Genomic DNA, 17,350 nt, shown 5'->3' with positions numbered 1-17,350 from the left:
ACATAAAGAAATATATCATAATGGCTTCTTACTTGGCTATCTCCCGGGAGAAAAATCAGTCCATTAGCCACCGTCTGGATTTTATATTGTATTCAAGGGTGTAAATTAGGGTTTCGCTTAAATAGACTGTGGTATCGCTTAATTATTATTTTTTTCGCTTAAAACCTGTCGTTTTTCGCTTAATTATCGAAGTGTTCGCTTAAATCACAATGTTTTTCGCTTGAATTACCACTTATTGTGAACTATTTCCATCCAATCCCTAACCAAAAGATCCCTTAAAAAAGCAAAAGACGCTTGCAATAAGCGCCTCTATTTCACCGTATTCACCTGTTGTATTCTTTTGACTTTCTTTCTGTTTTTCATATACTCTCTTACCTCATTGATCACCAGCGGAAGCGCCGCAATCATGATTCGTTTCATAATACCTTTTCTCACCTTAGCATCATCCTTTCTTGTTAGTTTCTTACCCGCTTTTACAGGAAGGGAAACATCAATTAGAAAATGCCATTGGTCAAATCCACCAATCTTTTATTGTCCGGCTTTCATTCTGAATAGATCAAGTTTAGCTTTTGTCTGATTACTCCACTCATTGACTTTTGCTACATCGGGCTCGGCTTTCTTTAATTCGGCAATCAAAGGATATAAGCTTTCTTCGATGTTTTTGTAGTCTTCTGGAAACGACTTTTCTACCTTCTTTTCGATCTTATCCCATTCCTCTTCGATCTGTTTGCCGTTTGCATTAAGAGATTTTGCATCCGTATTGTCATCCTTATTCGTGTCCAATTCTTTTATTTTCGCAAGTACTTTATTTACTCCCAGCACAATATCAGCATGATTCTCAGAGCCGTTTTCATCCACTGCATGGGTCTGCTGCATCGTTTCGAGATCCTCGGCAGATCCTTTTGGCTGGCTCTGATCAGATTCAGGTGTACAGCCTCCCAAAAAAGTCCCGGCAATCAAGATTGGTAAAATATATTTATTCATTGTAAAACCTCCTTTATCCGCAAGTCTATCCGTTACCCAAAAACTTAAACATCCATGAAGCAGGAATTCTCATTGCTATTTTAACAACATCATCTAGAAAAAAGGTAAAGTTATCAAAACTGCAGCGAACATAATGAATGATTGGTATGCCCCGTTGATTGATTACCTCTGCCACCCAATATAAAAAATTATCATAGTTTAGCGAAAGTATATTAGGGAATTACTACAGTGTATCTTACAGATAAGGAGATGTTTTGATGAAGCCATTATATACAACAGCAGTTACCGCTGCCGGCGGCCGGGAAGGCCATGTGCAATCTGAGGACGGAGTGATTAATTTTGATGTCCGAATGCCAAAGGAAATGGGCGGTTCCGGAGAGAAAGCAACGAATCCGGAACAGCTATTTGCCGCGGGTTATGCAGCATGCTATGACAGTGCCTTAAATCTCGTCATCCACAAAGAAAAGGTAAATGCCGACAAAACCGAGGTAACCGCCAATGTGACGATCGGAAAAGACGAAGCGGACAACGGATTTAAATTAGCAGTCCGGCTGGATGTTTCGATTCCAGGGGTAAGCAAGGAAGAAGCACAACATCTTGCCGAGCAAGCACATCAGGTTTGCCCCTATTCAAAAGCGACAAGAGAAAATATCGAAGTTACCATTACCGTTTTATAAACCAAAAAGGCAAGGCGGCTATTGATGCTGCTTGCCTTTTTATTATGTTCGATCAACCGCTTCACATTCCGATGATATAAACAAAACAGAAGGCAGTAGGGATCAACAAATCCATACTGCCTTCTGTTTTGTTTAGCTGAATTTATTCTGGATTCCATCCCGCAGTCGGTTTGGAAGATTGCTCATCGTATCATTGAGGACATCAAGTTTTGCTTCAATTCTATGAAGCAAATAAAGAGTGACCACAATCGGAAATCCGACGTCACTGACAAACGGCAGCAGTTGATCCATTTCATTCACCTGCCTTTCTTTTCCTTCAACTAAGGGCTGGTCCATAGATGAAAGTCTGGATGATAGCTCATCTATGTCCCAGCACGCAAGCTTAGATTACTTCATATTCATTTACATTTCTTTCGACGACTCTTGCTCCCTTTTTGCCGACGAAGTCACCTGATGGAGAGGTAAATACATTAGCTGCAAGGATCACGTCCATTGCCTGCTTTACTGCATTGATATCTACCGGTTCCTTCGGTTCTTCAATTGTAATCGAAGCGGTTTTCCCTTCCTGAGTAACAAAAATCATTTCTAATGTCTTTGCCATCTATTTCACCTCCTTCCCTTTTTCTGTTAAAATTAGGCGATAATGCTTGCTGTGTCCTGACGGGCAATCTCAACGACGATAAATTGCTGCAGGTTGGCCATTGATTGGGCTGTTTGCAATAATTGGTCTGCTGTTGCGGACGTCTTTACATTTGAAAATGCTTTTCTTTTAAGCTGTGGTTCACCTTTTTCGTTTAACCCAGTTTCATACGTGACTCTTAATGTGCTTGCATATAAACTTTGGTTCGCCATGCCGCTCACCTCCTTTCATTCCTTATATAACTTGAAAGGAGGAAAAAGTAGCATGCATGTTGCTGATTTTCTGATTTGGTTGCTAAAATTTAAGTTAGGTTGCTAAATCTCCAGAAGGTAATTATAAATGGGTTATTTAATAAGGAAGGGGCAGTCCGGAATGGCTTTTATTATTTTCATTTCCTTGCTTTTTTTTACCACTCTGATTGCCGTTTTTTCAAGAATGAAAAAGCAGGCTGCCAGAAAGATGAGCTGTCCTCAAAGCTTTTCTCCCCTTAAAATAGCTCATCGGGGAGCGGCCGGCTATTGCCCGGAAAATACGATGGCTTCTTATAAAAAGGCAATTGAACTTGGAGCAGATTTCATTGAAATCGATATCCGGCTTAGCAGGGACGGTGAACTTGTTGTTATCCATGACCCTACCCTTGAACGGACAACGGATGGAATTGGTTATGTATGTGATCAAGATTTTGCCGTACTGCGACAGCTTGATGCGGGAAGCTGGTTCCACAGGGATTTCAAGAATGAATGCATACCATCGTTTGAAGAGTTGCTTGATCGGCTTCTGCCACAAGCAGGTATCCTAATTGAATTAAAAACACCCTCTCAATACCCAGGAATTGAAGAAAAGCTGGCAGGTGAAATAATCAAAAGGAATCTGCATCAAAAGGAAACTCCCATACTCATGGTTCAGTCCTTTGACACTAGATCCGTAAAAAAGCTTCACTTACTTTTGCCTTCGATTCCCGTCGGTGTATTGATCAAGCATAATCCGAAGGGCATCTCAGGGAAAAAGCTAAAAGAATTATCCGCATTTGCACATTTTATCAATCCAAAGCAAACCATGATGACTGCCAAATTAAAGAAAAGGATTCATGAACATGGAATGAAAACCTTTACCTGGACAGTCAACAATCAGAAGAAAATCCGAAAGTTTGAAAGAATGAACCTTGACGGCATCACAACAGATTTCCCTGATCTTTTTCAAAAAAGGCCATAAAAAAAGGCCCCCTTAAAGGATAAAGTAAAGGGGATTTGTCTTGCATATTCGCTCAATAAAAACCTAATAACATTGGAAAGATCGGATTAAGTCGGAGTCAATTCCAAAGTATACCCATCTTCGCGAGTTCTGCCTCCAGCGGAAGCCTGCTACAGAATTCCTTCCGATAAAAATCGGATAGAACCAGAACGAGCGTCCATTTCTAAGCCATACATACGTATAGCGGTATAAGCATCCTCTCAAAGCACCCGGATCAACCGCTTGAATTCCTATTTGCTGGGCCGTTTGCGGTACAAAGGATGGAGGCGGGGATGTCGGCGGGCCGCCCTGAGGTCCTCCATAACCAGATCCGCCCTGGAATGGCGGACGTGGAGGCGGGTATCCTTCATAACCCGGGCCGCCCTGGAATGGCGGGCGTGGCGGTGTGTTTCTTCCATAATCAAATTCGTCCTGTTGATGATTGTTTTGCGGCTCATAGTAATTTACCCCGTCATAAGGGAACATTGGGTAAAAAGATTCATATTCATTCATTTATCTCACCCCATAATTCAATTTCCCTTTATCCATATGTAGACGAATGACTATGTGTGCCTGTCACGCATACCCTATGTTCAACTGAAGTTACTTTCAATTAAAAAGAATCAAAAGGAGGCCGCCTCATTTGGCAAGCCTCCTGTTTGTTATTGCACCATCTTTACAAGCATATGGGCCAGCTTATGCTGTTCTTCCTCATTACCCGCTTTCCATAACTCCTGAAGCAGTTTTTCCTCTCGATTACGAGCTTCTTCATGATCCGCAAGATAATCTGCCACTTTTTGCGCTGTTTTAGCCAGTTGTTCCTCATTCATTCCCAGACTTTCACCTTTTGCAACTTTATCGGCTAAATAATTCTTAAACGATTCGAAACTTGATAGAACCTCATTCTTTTTCTCTTCGCTCAAAGACTGCAGTTTCTCCTCCACTTTTCCTTCATTTGCAGTATTGTTCACTTCATAGGCATTTCCCAAAATACATCACTCCTTTTCGGTCGTATGTGTATCCAATTCCCGAATTCCAGCAATCCAAACCTTGAAAATATACTATGATGTAAAATGAAAAGGATTGATTGCCCTACATTAAAAACTCTCCGTTTCCACCGTCACTGGATGGCAGGCCAGGATCGTGTAAAAGCGCTTCTATCATTTCCTTATCGGAATGTGCCGGCATTGTGAATATCTCTTTATAGTATTCGGGTCCTTTACCGGTAATAATAACCCATTCTCCATCACACGCATCAAGCCATGCTTCTAAAATCGCAAGGGTCCTGTCCGGAATCACTTTTCCTTTGCCGCCTCCATACTGCGATGCCAATTGTCTAAGTTCCTTTTCCATTACATCTTCTTTCATTCCGTCTAAATCATCAAATGTTAGAATGAAATAATTACACATTTCCGCAGACTTCTTCACGATCTTCTCCCGCTTAGAGATGTCCCGTCCGCCCCGAAAACCGTAGATATGAGCTATCCTCTTAGCGCCCAGTTGTTTTGCCGTCTTTAAACAATATTCCACCGCATCCAGGGTGTGGGCATAATCAATCACAAAGGTTGCCCCGGCTGGATGGGAATACATCTCAAACCTCCCAGGGACACCGTCAAAGCTCTCAAGCGCCTCAATGATGTCTTCTTCAGGAATGCCGATGAGCTTTGCTGTCGAAAAGGCGAGTGCCGCATTGTACACGTTGTGGATTCCGGGAAAAGTCATATCTACCCTATGCTGGACACCGCCCCCCGTTAAGGTGAAACAGCTTCCTTCTGATATTTCGACGTTATCGATACGAATGTCGTTATGTGCAGCTTTTCCCACAGTGAAAGCCGTAATCTGCTTCATTTGTAAAAGTTTTGACAGTCTCGCGCCGTACTCATCCAAATGATTAATGATCGCCTTTCCACCCTTTTTTAAAAAGGCAAGGAATAGGCTTGCTTTGACGGAGAAGTAATTTTCCATACTATGATGATAGTCAAGATGGTCATGGCTTAAATTCGTAAATATCCCAAAGTCAAATTCTATGCCTTCCACTCTTCGCTGGTCCAGGGCATGCGAAGAAACCTCCATTATTACATATTCATCTTTGCTTTTTGCTAAAAGTTTTTGGAGCTGAATCGCATCAGGAGTCGTATTGGCTGACTCAACGTTTTCTCCATTTATTATGTATGAAACAGTTCCCAACAAAGCGCAGCTAAACCCGGCTTGATTTAATATATGCTTTAACATATATGCAGTGGTTGTTTTGCCGTTCGTTCCAGTCACTCCAATCAATTTAAGCCTTTTTGACGGATGTCCGTAAAAGCTGCCTGCAAGTCGGGCAACGGCCTCCCTGCTGTTGGTTACTTGTATGTATGGCACAGATAAATCCAGATCCTTCTCGCCGACAATAGCAGCAGCCCCTCTCTGAATGGCATCATCGATATAGTCATGCCCATCGTAGGTAAAACCGGGAATGGCCGTGAAAATATAACCCTTGTCTATATGACGAGAGTTCATTTCAATCCCAGTAATATTATATTCCGGGATGGGTGGAATCTTCACAATGAGTTCCTTAATGGAATGGAGAAGCGGGATAATTTCCATCTTTCTCAACACTTCCTTACCGTATTCTTCCTAAAGTGCACTAAATAAAAGGCAAATTTGCTAATCTCTATTATTTGTTTGCCCAATACGTTCTGTTTCTATCAATGGAATTATTGTTTTCTTATTAAGAGAAAAGTTGTTATAATAGTTGCAATTGAAATTTAATCTGATTTTTAAAATGAGGGATTCCTATGTGGGAATTATTTCTTGAAGTAGATTACAACACCATACGCAACGCTGTGTGGGCAGGCTGGTTTCTGGCAATCATGCTCCCTATGACGGCGATTTATTTTTTTAATGAGGGCAATTCCTTTTCATTCCACAGAAAGGAAGCCATCATCCGGATTCATTCAGGCAAGCCTTCTGGAATCCCTTTTCTATTCATGGAATGGAATGGGATTATCCGGTTCCTGTCCTATATCAGAAGGAAACAAGCTCCCGATGACTCGGATGAACCGTCCATCCTCTTCGTTTGTTAACTGATTAACACAACGAGGAGGAACGATATTGAAAAAAATTTATCTATCGATTATGGTTTTGGTACTGGCTTTAACTGGCTGTTCAGCGTCGCCAGGGAAAAATGACGGATTTTTTCATACTGTTCTTGTGAATCCGATGACAACTCTGATCAATTTCTTTGCTGATATCTTTCACGGCAATTTTGGCATCAGCATTATTCTCATGACCCTGCTGATCCGTCTTTTGCTCATGCCGCTGACAATTAGACAGTACAAGGCACAGCAAACCATGAAAGGCAAGATGGAGGCATTCAAGCCTGAGATGACTGCCATTCAAGCTAAAATAAAACAAACGAAGGACTCGGTCAAACAAAAAGAGCTCCAGCAGGAAATGATGCTGCTGTACCAAAAACACGGGATCAATCCACTGAATATGGGATGCCTTCCGGCTCTGATTCAAATGCCGATTCTAATGGGTTTTTATTATGCGATAAAAGGTTCGCACGAAATTGCTACCCATAATTTCCTCTGGTATAATCTCGGCCACGCGGACCATATCATGGCGATCATCGCTGGAATCATTTATTATCTGCAATTTAGGGTTTCCTTGCAGAATATGCCAGTCGAACAGCAAAACAGCATGAAAGCCATGGGGCTGCTGTCGCCGGTCATGATCTTATTCTTTTCCTTCAATGCACCGGCTGCCCTTCCGCTTTACTGGTCGATCGGCGGATTGTTTCTAATGTTACAAACACTGATCCTTCAAAAGCGATTCAAACTAAACACGGAGCAATCTCCTGAAATAAGCGCTCCATCAAAGTAAGATGAAACTAGTTGGGGGCTTACTGTCCGTTAATGCGCGATAAAAAAGCTGTCCCGTTCGTGCGGACAGCTTTTTTATATTTGACTTTATCTTACACGCGGGAATCCGAAGCCAGAAGCATAATCATCTCCAGTTGCAGATCCATACCCTCCTTTAATGTCAACAGCTTTAGCCTCTGTCTGAAGCTGAGCTCTTAGTTGAGTGTGAGTCAGGCTTGGATTGGAAGCCCAGACTTTCGCAGCAAGTCCTGAGACATGCGGTGTCGCCATGGAAGTACCGCTGATGGTGTTATAGCCATTGTTCAACCAGGTTGATTCAATCGCAGCTCCCGGTGCGGATACTTCGACGTCTTTTTCACCAATCGCATAATCAGCGTCTGTATTTGGATTGCCGCGTGATGAGAAGTTCGCAACGCGATAGGTTCCATTTTGCTGGACATTTTCCAATGCAGCAACGGCAACTGCGTTTTTCAGGGCACCCGGATATCCGATCGTATTCGCAGCATAACCGGAATTTCCTGCAGCAGCGACGACCAGTACTCCTTTACTGTAAGCATAATCCACGGCACTGGTAATAAGAGAATCTTTTGCAGAAGAACCTAAAGACATCGAAATGATGACATGCGCACCTGTACTGGTACTTTGATCAGCAGTATGGCGGATGGCGGCAGCAATATCATCCGAATAGCCGGAGCCATTATCGCCAAGCACCTTATAGGCCCAAAGCTTCGATTCAGGCGCCACTCCGTATATTCCCATTCCATCGGAACCGCCATTTGCAAGGACCGTGCCGGAAACATGTGTGCCGTGCCCGTTTCTGTCGGTACATGAGTTATTGACATATGTTGATGATGTAGTAAAGTCCTTACATTGCTCTACGTTTGATGCTAGATCAATGTGGTTCTTGGTTGTGCCTGTGTCTAGCACTGCCACCTTAATTCCATTCCCTCCGGATGTTTTTGCAATACTCGAATCATTATAAATGGCTTTAATCCCCCATGGTGTTCTTGTCGAAGGTACGGCAGCGGCCTTTACCTTTGCTGTAGCATTTGTCTGGGCAATTTTCACTTCTGAAACCTTTTCGATTTTCAGATTCTTATTTTTCTTCAAGGTTTCCAATTGGGCCGGATTAACGGTAGTAGTGAATCCCTGGCTGCCAAAGTTCCTTTTTATGCGGTAATGTTTCTTGGCATTGGTAACATCACTCTTTGATCCATTAATGAAAACGCGGACATTGTCCTGACTTTTCTGAGCAGATTCAGCCTGAACCGGACCGATTCCACCAGCAAACATTGAAAAACCGATACCCAGACTCAATAATGCGGCCCCTAGCTTTTTCCGATTCCTCATCATTTTTTCTCGCCCCTCTCCATTTTTCAACCCATTTAGCAAGCTCGTTGTTGTACTTTTATTTTATTCCAAATTTTCAGATTTCTACAATATGTCTGTATCCTCATTTCCTATCAGCAAAATCTTGCTTTTTTTATAAAAAAAAGAGACTTACTATTCATTGAACAGATTATGAAAACAACCTATTTAGATCCAATTCAGGTACATATCACTGTTTTTTTGCATATTGGGAAAATTGGCCGGGATAACCTGAACCAATGAATCTATTAATTTTGGCTTAAACAATTATCGGCTTGGTTTTTCATCCAATTATCCTATTCTTTTTTTCTGTTCCCAGGTATAATTACATCATTTCAATTTGATTTACCTTCCCTTTTATTACTATTTAACTGGTTCGGATTTAACATTTTTTTCGAAAGGGGAATGGAGTATTATAAAACTGTTTAGTAACGAAGCATAGCTTGTTTGATTTTTCGAAAATCTAGGGTATAATAAATTAATACATGCGTTACCGCATTATCGCATATAATAAAAAAAGACCGTAGGTGCGCTAACACCAAACGGTCTAACAATAGCAGGTTCCCTTCAAAGGGGATCAGCGTAATAGGGAAGATAATCCACCACTAGCCGACTAAGCTCAAGGGTGGATTATTTTTTGTGGTTCTTATTAAATGAATATTCACCCATAAAGTTAGCGACTCATTATCCCCTAGTTACTGTAAGGGTGGATTATTTTTTGTGGTTCTTATTAAATGAATATTCACCCATAAAGTTAGCGACTCATTATCCCCTAGTTACTGTAATTGATGCTTTCCCACCAGTTCAAAGAACTCATTCACGTAGTCAAAATCGGTATAAAAAAACAACAGCATGTCACCTGGCTCTGATAATTCCCATGCCTTCTTAAAGGCATCAAGCTCATTAAGGACTACAACGGCTTGTTGTTTTATCATATCCTTTTCCAGGCAAGCTGCCTGAATAATGTTCGCTACTTCATATTGTTCTCGGTCACGCAAATCATCATCTTCTTTAATCACGATAAGGTCTGTATGACCTGCTGCTGTGTAGGCCATGTTTTTGATGTCCTCATCTTTCCTGTCACCGGGACTGGCCAGGACGGTAATTACCCTCTTCTTATCAAAATCGCTGACAGTATCATAAATAGCCTCCATGCCTGCTACGTTGTGTGCGTAATCGACAATGATCGTCCGACCTTTCATTTCCTGCTTATTAAACCTTCCTTTAGACAGGTCAGCATCCGGGGTAAAGGAAAGCGCCTTTTGTTTTAATTCATTTAAAGGAACACCTTGAGTATATGCAGCAGCCATCGCTTGAAGCAGGTTGGAAATGTTGTGCCTCGCTGATCCGCCGATCGTTATCGGAATTTCTTTGCATGGCAAAATCCGCAGCAAGATTCCCTGTGAAGCATAAACAATCCAGCCGCTATCATCAACAAACCACGCTCTCATCTTTCCACTGATCGCTTTACGAATATTAGGATTTTCCTGATCAATAGATGTATAAATGATCTGCCCGTTTGAATAATCGGCCATTTTCGCCACATTTTCATCATCTGCGTTTAGGATACAAAAACCATCTTCCATTACGACCTCAGGAATTAACCGTTTTAGCTTCACAAGTTGTTCAAATGTATCAATTCCGTCGATGCCCAAATGGTCTTCTGTAACATTGGTGACGACTCCTACTTCACATTGCTGAAAGGCAAGGCCCTCGCGAAGAATGCCGCCTCTTGCTGTTTCCAGTACAGCAAAATCCACCGCAGGATTACTTAGGATCTTTCGGGCACTGACCGGCCCGCTGCAATCCCCCTCGTCGACGCTTACATTATTGATATAAACCCCATCGGAGTTGGCCATTCCCACCGTAACTCCTTCTTTAGACAAGAAATGATTTATGAGACGGGCAGTTGTCGTTTTCCCATTTGTCCCGGTAACGGAGATAATCGGTATTGCTGACTCCTCCCGTGATCTAAAGAGGTAGTCCACAATCGCCTTGCCGACATCACGCTTTTTTCCTTCACTGGGAAAATGATGCATTCTAATTCCCGGTGCAGCATTAATTTCAATAATTGCCATCTCGACATTGTTAAACGGTTTTGAAATATCTTTACAGATAAAATCAATCCCTGCAATGTCAAGGCCAATCGCTTTTGCGGCAGTAACGGCAATATTTTTTATCGTCGGATGTACCTGGTCGGTTACATCGATCGCTTTTCCTCCGGTCGACAGGTTGGCATTTCCGACCACCTGAATGATTTTGCCTTTATCAGGCACTGAATGGAGGGTTAGATCCAGTTTTTCTAAATAGCAAGAGACAATGTGGTTCAGCGGGATTTTTGACATTGCTTTTTCATGTCCATCGCCTCGAAGCGGATTTTTGTTTTCCTCTTTGATTAACGTCTGGATTGTGTCTTTCCCATTCCCGATGATAAATGGGGGAACACGCAGGCTTGCAGCAATCAAGGAATCGTCTACCACTAATAACCGGTAATCGTTCCCTTCGTAATAACGCTCTAAAATATATTTATCGACATGCTGCTCAAGACAGTTTACGACATTAAAAAGCTCGTCCTTGTTTTTAATATTCGTAATGACCCCTTGTCCCTGCCTGCCGTTCAGCGGCTTAATGACAAGCGGAAATCCCAGTCTAGCCGCCATCTCAAATATTTCTTCCATGGAAGTGGCCACTTTTCCTTCCGGTACAGGAAGACCGCAGCTTTTTAAAATTTCCTTCGTTAACTGTTTATCGCATGAATTTTCGACTGCAATGTTAGATGTTTGGCTGCTAATCGTGGCCTGTACGAATTTTTGCCTTGATCCTGTCCCCAATCGAAGCAGACTGTCTTCCCCGATCCTTTGTACAGGTACTTTAGCCTGGGTAGCGGCATCGTAAATAGCCTCCGTGCTTGGACCCAGTTTGTGTTTAAAATAAAGGTCGGCAACCTGATCGATATAGTGCCCAGCATTGATGGCTTTTTCTCCCTTAAGAATACGGCCGGCAATTTCCATTGCAGCTTCAAAGGAATAAAGCCCTGATTTCGCTTCTTTATAACTGTATGTGACATAATATATGCCCGGCTTTTCGCCCGTTATTGTCTTTCCTCGTTTTACGTCTATTCCAGCGGCTGTCTGGAGCTCGATCGCCACATGTTCTAATATATGCCCCATCCATGTACCACGATTTAAGCGCTCAACAAATCCGCCCTCATAGCCGATGGAACATGTATGTTTTTCCAACCCTGGCAATGCTTTTACAAGGGTTTCGTTAAAACCTAGTATTGTATCTGATGGTTGAAACTCAAGATCCTCAATATCCACTTCAATAAACATAGTTGGTTTATATGAAAAGTAATTTGGACCCTTCAAATACCTTACACGGTTGATTCTCATTCTTGTATCCCCTTTTCGAGAATTAATTTACGGTTAGCTAGATCAAAGCTATAGCCTTTAGTAAGTGTATGCAGCTGAAATCCCGAGATGGTCAGCTCTTCGCTTCCATTTTCGGAAACTTTTACGTTAACGTAATTGCTGCTCTTACCGTCCATAACAAGTACCTGATGTTCTCCATACACTTTAAACTTGTTATCATGCACTAAGATCGCTGTATTTTCATCGATGCCAATTCCAATGATTTCTGTATTGTCTGCAATGGCGCTTAATAATCGGTCAAATCTTGCCCGCTGCGAAAAATGCTGATCAATCAGAACATGATCCAAAAACCCGAACCCGGTCCCTAATTTGACTGTAAGCTTGTCATCATTTAGCTTTGTGTCTGCAGCTACAATCATTTGTTTAGCCATGATGGATGCACCTGCGCTCGTTCCCGCAAGAACCATGCCCTTCTTCCACTTTTCCATTAAAGTTTCATGCAATTTCGTGCCGCCGATCAACTCAGACAGCCTGCTCTGATCGCCGCCTGTGATAAAGACAGCAGAAAGTGAATCAATAAGTTCCATGATGGACGGATCTTCTGCACATTCTCTTGTTGCTACATTAATCACTTCAACACGCACTACGCCCAGCTGTTTAAAGGTGTGTATATAATCAGAGCTAACGTCGTCAGGAATTTCGGATGCCGTTGGCAGGATTCCAATCCTGCTGTTCTTGTCCCCTGCCAATTCAACAAATTTACTTAGAACCTCTCCGTCATGGATTTTTTCTTCTGCTCCACCTATAATCAATAATTGACCAGCACTCATGAATGTTCTCACCTTTGCTTAAGAAATTGTAAAAACAGAAAACTATACCCAGCAGAAAGATAACCAAAACTACATTTTCGGAAAATTCACATTTATTAAAACTACTGTAATATTCACTGTTTACCTGCTTTTATAGTTGAAAATGCATACCTTGTATTATGTATAAATGCAACGTGAAACATTCATTTTTTTATCTTTCATTTTTTTAATTAAATCCCTATTTTTTCTAAACTGCAGTATTTTCTTCCCAGAGTATTCGATCGTTTAATTTGTATCTGTTAGAGGTGTAAATAAAAGTTACACACCTGCTACGTTCGAATGATTGGTTAAGTATTATATGGAGCGCCCGAAAGCTCACAACCTTAAAAAAAACCCGCGAATGGATTGGCGGGTGTTTTTTAGTCCTTCTTACAGTTTGTGGCGGAGAATCGAATCTAAGATAAAGTTGCCAAACGGAATGAAGTAGGGATATACCTCATGATTTTCTATGCAAGCGGTGATTCCAAGTAATGAAGCAGCAAATCAGCCGTATGCTTTAAAGAAGTAATATGTGTCCGTTCAAAGGCATGGGAAGCATCGATGCCAGGGCCAATCAATCCATGCACGACATCGTGTCCGGCACGGATGGCAGCTGATGCATCGGAGCCATAGTATGGGTAGATGTCAACACGGTAATCCACATTATTTTCCTTTGCAAGGGAGACTAAATGCTGCCTCAATTTATAATGATAAGGCCCGGAGGAATCTTTTGCGCAAATGGACACGCTAAATTCATCTGTGGCCTGCCCCTCACCGATGGCCCCCATATCTACAGCAATGTATTCGACCGTTTCGTCAGGAATGTTGGAGTTCCCGCCATAACCAATCTCTTCATTATTAGAGATCAGGAAATGGGTTGTATAGTTTAACTGGATGTTCCCTTTTTGAATCATATCCACTAAATGAAGTAAAATCCCCACACTTGCCTTATCGTCCAGGTGTCTTGATTTCAGGAATCCGCTCTCCGTCTCCTCCACTCTTGGTTCGAATGAAACAAAATCACCGATAGAAACCCCTAAAGCCTCTGTTTCTTCTTTTGATTTGACGGACTCATCTACCCTCACCTCAATGGTAGTCTCATCCCGTTTAGCATCTCCTGCATTTTTATATACGTGTACGGACGTCTGATTAATCAAGATGGTACCAGTGTATACTTTGCCGCTTGCTGTATGGATCTTACAGTATTCACCTTCAACCGAATTCCAGCGAAAGCCGCCAATCATTGTCAAACGTAAACGGCCATTGCTTTTGATTTCTTTTACCATTGATCCAAGGGTATCAACATGTGCCGTAAGCAATCGGTGCTTGCTGTCATCATTTCCTTTTATGGACACAAGCAGCGCACCCTTGTTAGTGATCTGATAAGAAACCCCCTTCTTTTCCATGAAAGAAGCAACATATGAAATCGCTGTCTCTGTATATCCGGATGGACTTGGAATGGACACTAATTCTTTTATGTATGAAACGATTTCTTTTTCATTAATGATTGACAATTCAGCCATCCCCTTTTTTAATAACAGAAATTTTTTCCATGCTTGCTTCCATGATAACATGCGAAAAGCCGCTTCAACAAAAGCGGCTTGTCATTTCGAGGGTTATTTTCCATTTTCACATCAGTGAAGAAAGCAACTAGGACAGCTGACACTATTTTACCGGTTGTTCTTCTGTTACAGATACATGGTACCAATCAGCAACTTCTCCGCCGTATAGGGTCACACCTTTGACACGACCATTCACTCCTAGTAAATGATAGCGGAAAAAGGTAGGGATTAATGGAACTTCTTCACTGATATGGGCTTGCCATAGTTTATATATCTCTTTACGGTAGGTTTCATCGAATGCTTCAAGGGATATGCCTGCCTTCAACAGTCGATCGCTTTTTTCATTAACCCAGCGAGTGTAGTTAAACATCGCTTTTTTTACCCAGAGGCCTGATTGATCCGGATCGGAACCGGTTCCCCATGCTGCAGCGTACATATCGATTTGCTTGTCATCTTTTTCAATTCTGTTATAGAAGGAGTTGAACTCATGCAGGCGTCCCTCCAACATCTGGACATCCAATCCAACTTCTCTCCATTGTTGAATATAATATTGGATCAGCGGTTCAAGGGTGTCGCTTCCGCTCATGGCGGCAAAATGGATTGTGAATTGTTTCCCGTTAAGATCTTCACGCAGGCCATCATTGTCGGTATCAATGTATCCTGCTTCATCAAGTAATCTCTCCGCCTTATTCTGATCCATGCTGTACCCTTTTACATCACCTGCATAATATTTAGGAAAGGATGGCGGTAAGACAGTATTCGCTGGGAAGCGAAGACCTTTATATAATTTTTCTCCTACTAATTTCGTGTCTATCGCATAAGCCATTGCCTGGCGAAGCCGTTTATCCCGGAACTTTGGGTTATCCATTACATTTTCGCCTTTTTTCGCATCCCAATGGCCTAATTTAAAACCGATATAATCATAAGCTAAGTCAATGCCACCGAGTACCTCAATGTTGGTCAATGATACTGCCTGTTCGTATTGATCAGCTGTAATATCGGCAAAATCAATATCTCCTTTTTTCAGGGAAGCAGTGGCAATTTGCGGATTTATAACCTTAAGTATAATACTCTTTAACTTTGGCCTGCCCTTCCAATAGTCATTGTTTCTTTCATATTCAACAGATTCACCCTGAACAATCTTTTTAACTTTATATGGGCCAAAACCGATTGGCTTCTTTCGGATTTGATACGCTGCATCCATCTTTCCAATCGGAACACCGGCTAAATATTTCTTTGGCAACGGAGCTGTCCACAAACCAGTTAACAAGGATGGGTTGGCTTCCTTGAATGAAATGGAAATGGTTTTGTCATCGACCACTTTAATACCTGAGATTTTTTTGGCCTTTCCTGCATGGTATTTATCCATGCCAACTACCGTATCCATTGGGGTATAATAACGGGCCCCTTTATATTGAGGAGATCCAATTACTTCATATGCATATAAAAGGTCGGTTGCTGTTACCGGGTCTCCATTATGCCAATTCACGTTTTCTTTAATTTTTATCGTAATCGTTTTCTTATCCTCAGACATCCCATATGTGGCCGCTCCCGATTGGTCGTAGATAAAATTTTCATCCGTACCTAAAAGGCCTTCATCAAAAATGCTAATGACCTTATTGTCTGGTTCACCTTCATAAAAAGCTTTATTTAAAATTCCTTCAAATGGGGTATTGGATACAAGACCGTAAGTCAGGGATCCATCCGCTACATCTGGCTGATCATTATTGGTTTTGTGGCTGAACTCTTTCGTATCCATCTGTTCTGCCATCTTTCTTGTTGTGTGTGGCTTTTTGGTTGAACTGGCATCATTAGAACAAGCTGAAAGCAGAATGGCTGAAATAGCCAGTGCGCTCCACACTTTACTGTACCTTTTTAACCGCATCAAGTTTCACTCCCTTTACCCTCTTCTCTGTCTGGCATCGCCTGAGCGTTTCAATACCTCCCCAATGAAATTGATGCATAGCATCAGCACAAGGATCAGCACGGATGCAGGTACCCAGATCCACCATTTGTTCTGCAAGACATCAGGATTGGTTGCATAACTGACAAGAGTCCCTAAACTTGGTGTACTTTCCGGAAGACCAAATCCCAAAAAAGTTAAGCCAGATTCAAGACCAATATTCCCTGCAAGATTTAATGTGAAATTAACGATAATCAGTGAACTTACATTAGGAAGAATTTGAACTAACATGATCTTCCAATGCGGCGTTCCGAGCGTCTGGGAAGCATGCACATAATCCATTTCCCGCTCTGCCAGGACTTTTGAGCGAATTAATCTTGCTTTGCCGGTCCACAGGAAGGCAGACATAATCAATATAAAAGCATAAATGTTATAGTTCGGCACAATTGTTACGAACACAATGACAAACATTAATAACGGCAGGATAATGATAAAATCGATCATGCGCATGATGATCGCATCAATAACCCCGCCAAAGTATCCTGCGGTAAGACCGGCCGCTAAGCCGAGAATGGCCGTTATTGTTGTAATGCACAGGCTGATGGTGAATGAGTTTTTGGTTCCAATGACCAGCTGGCCGAAAATGTCCCTACCGCCATAATCAGTCCCAAGCCAGTGCTCCCCTGATGGAGGCATATAGATTGATAAGAAGTCTACTTTAACGATATCTTCAACATCCTTCATTAAAGAGATCCCGTAGACAGCCATTAAGATAACTGCCAATAGGAACAGCGAGACCAGCGCCAGTTTATCGTTTTTAAACTCCTTCCAGATGACTGTATAGCCAGCCAGCGACTTTTCTTCCGATTTAATGGTTCCTGCTTTCATTTCCATTCTT

General features: G+C 42.0%; 18 protein-coding genes. 4 read left to right on the top strand and 14 right to left on the bottom strand.

The annotated features are described in order from the left end of the window. Positions 1 to 309: 309 nt before the first annotated feature. Positions 310 to 435: a hypothetical protein gene (locus tag ELQ35_RS23430; protein ID WP_281278111.1), complete on the bottom strand. Its 126-nt coding sequence runs from the start codon at positions 433 to 435 to the stop codon at positions 310 to 312. A gap of 93 nt (positions 436 to 528) precedes the next feature. Further along, complete coding sequence (locus tag ELQ35_RS07695; protein WP_126864238.1) at positions 529 to 984, bottom strand: hypothetical protein; 456 nt, start codon at positions 982 to 984, stop codon at positions 529 to 531. A 257-nt stretch (positions 985 to 1,241) separates the two neighbouring features. Here ELQ35_RS07695 and ELQ35_RS07690 point away from each other — a divergent pair, with 257 nt between their 5' ends. Next, positions 1,242 to 1,661: an organic hydroperoxide resistance protein gene (locus ELQ35_RS07690; RefSeq protein WP_126864237.1), complete on the top strand. Its 420-nt coding sequence runs from the start codon at positions 1,242 to 1,244 to the stop codon at positions 1,659 to 1,661. Positions 1,662 to 1,793: 132 nt separating this feature from the next. Here ELQ35_RS07690 and ELQ35_RS07685 read toward each other — a convergent pair whose 3' ends face one another. The 3 genes from ELQ35_RS07685 to ELQ35_RS07675 form a co-directional block, all read right to left on the bottom strand. After that, positions 1,794 to 1,952, bottom strand: coding sequence for a YvrJ family protein (locus ELQ35_RS07685; protein WP_126864236.1), 159 nt, complete (start codon positions 1,950 to 1,952; stop codon positions 1,794 to 1,796). Positions 1,953 to 2,043: 91 nt separating this feature from the next. Continuing rightward, complete coding sequence (locus ELQ35_RS07680) at positions 2,044 to 2,262, bottom strand: DUF2922 domain-containing protein (RefSeq protein WP_126864235.1); 219 nt, start codon at positions 2,260 to 2,262, stop codon at positions 2,044 to 2,046. Positions 2,263 to 2,294: 32 nt separating this feature from the next. Beyond that, positions 2,295 to 2,513: a DUF1659 domain-containing protein gene (locus ELQ35_RS07675; protein WP_126864234.1), complete on the bottom strand. Its 219-nt coding sequence runs from the start codon at positions 2,511 to 2,513 to the stop codon at positions 2,295 to 2,297. Between the two features lie 160 nt (positions 2,514 to 2,673). Here ELQ35_RS07675 and ELQ35_RS07670 point away from each other — a divergent pair, with 160 nt between their 5' ends. Next, positions 2,674 to 3,513: a glycerophosphodiester phosphodiesterase gene (locus ELQ35_RS07670; RefSeq protein ID WP_246026014.1), complete on the top strand. Its 840-nt coding sequence runs from the start codon at positions 2,674 to 2,676 to the stop codon at positions 3,511 to 3,513. A gap of 63 nt (positions 3,514 to 3,576) precedes the next feature. Here ELQ35_RS07670 and ELQ35_RS07665 read toward each other — a convergent pair whose 3' ends face one another. The 3 genes from ELQ35_RS07665 to ELQ35_RS07655 form a co-directional block, all read right to left on the bottom strand. Then, positions 3,577 to 4,044: a transporter gene (locus tag ELQ35_RS07665; protein WP_246026013.1), complete on the bottom strand. Its 468-nt coding sequence runs from the start codon at positions 4,042 to 4,044 to the stop codon at positions 3,577 to 3,579. A 149-nt stretch (positions 4,045 to 4,193) separates the two neighbouring features. Next, positions 4,194 to 4,520, bottom strand: a complete 327-nt coding sequence (locus tag ELQ35_RS07660) for a DUF3243 domain-containing protein (protein ID WP_126864233.1) — start codon at positions 4,518 to 4,520, stop codon at positions 4,194 to 4,196. A gap of 103 nt (positions 4,521 to 4,623) precedes the next feature. Then, positions 4,624 to 6,120: a UDP-N-acetylmuramoyl-L-alanyl-D-glutamate--2,6-diaminopimelate ligase gene (locus tag ELQ35_RS07655; protein WP_126864232.1), complete on the bottom strand. Its 1,497-nt coding sequence runs from the start codon at positions 6,118 to 6,120 to the stop codon at positions 4,624 to 4,626. Between the two features lie 191 nt (positions 6,121 to 6,311). On the opposite strand from ELQ35_RS07655, the gene ELQ35_RS07650 reads away from it, so the two are divergent. Next, positions 6,312 to 6,599, top strand: coding sequence for a hypothetical protein (locus tag ELQ35_RS07650; protein ID WP_126864231.1), 288 nt, complete (start codon positions 6,312 to 6,314; stop codon positions 6,597 to 6,599). A gap of 52 nt (positions 6,600 to 6,651) precedes the next feature. Next, complete coding sequence (yidC, locus tag ELQ35_RS07645; protein ID WP_126864631.1) at positions 6,652 to 7,401, top strand: membrane protein insertase YidC; 750 nt, start codon at positions 6,652 to 6,654, stop codon at positions 7,399 to 7,401. Between the two features lie 86 nt (positions 7,402 to 7,487). Here yidC and ELQ35_RS07640 read toward each other — a convergent pair whose 3' ends face one another. The 6 genes from ELQ35_RS07640 to ELQ35_RS07615 all read right to left on the bottom strand — a co-directional run bounded on the left by ELQ35_RS07640 (position 7,488) and on the right by ELQ35_RS07615 (position 17,346). Beyond that, positions 7,488 to 8,750 (bottom strand): S8 family peptidase, encoded by a 1,263-nt coding sequence (locus ELQ35_RS07640; RefSeq protein WP_126864630.1) that lies wholly within the window; start codon positions 8,748 to 8,750, stop codon positions 7,488 to 7,490. Between the two features lie 794 nt (positions 8,751 to 9,544). Continuing rightward, the gene (gene cphA, locus ELQ35_RS07635) at positions 9,545 to 12,160 is read right to left on the bottom strand and encodes a cyanophycin synthetase (protein ID WP_126864230.1); all 2,616 of its coding nucleotides are present in this window, start codon (positions 12,158 to 12,160) and stop codon (positions 9,545 to 9,547) included. Continuing rightward, positions 12,157 to 12,969 carry a cyanophycinase gene (locus tag ELQ35_RS07630; RefSeq protein ID WP_126864229.1) on the bottom strand — a complete coding sequence of 271 codons (813 nt, stop codon included), beginning with the start codon at positions 12,967 to 12,969 and terminating at the stop codon, positions 12,157 to 12,159. Before ELQ35_RS07630 ends, cphA begins: the two co-directional genes overlap by 4 nt. A gap of 485 nt (positions 12,970 to 13,454) precedes the next feature. Then, positions 13,455 to 14,495, bottom strand: a complete 1,041-nt coding sequence (locus ELQ35_RS07625) for a M42 family metallopeptidase (RefSeq protein WP_370873385.1) — start codon at positions 14,493 to 14,495, stop codon at positions 13,455 to 13,457. 157 nt (positions 14,496 to 14,652) lie between these two features. Further along, a complete protein-coding gene (gene opp4A, locus ELQ35_RS07620) occupies positions 14,653 to 16,434 on the bottom strand; it encodes an oligopeptide ABC transporter substrate-binding protein (RefSeq protein WP_126864228.1) in 1,782 nt (593 codons plus the stop codon). Between the two features lie 15 nt (positions 16,435 to 16,449). Then, on the bottom strand, positions 16,450 to 17,346 hold the full coding sequence (locus ELQ35_RS07615; protein ID WP_126864227.1) for an ABC transporter permease: 897 nt from the start codon (positions 17,344 to 17,346) through the stop codon (positions 16,450 to 16,452). Positions 17,347 to 17,350 lie beyond the last annotated feature (4 nt).

Origin of the sequence: Peribacillus cavernae, assembly GCF_003989135.1 — a bacterium.
Taxonomy (GTDB): Bacteria; Bacillota; Bacilli; order Bacillales; family DSM-1321; genus Peribacillus; species Peribacillus cavernae.
This window is presented reverse-complemented; position numbering and strand designations above follow the sequence as displayed.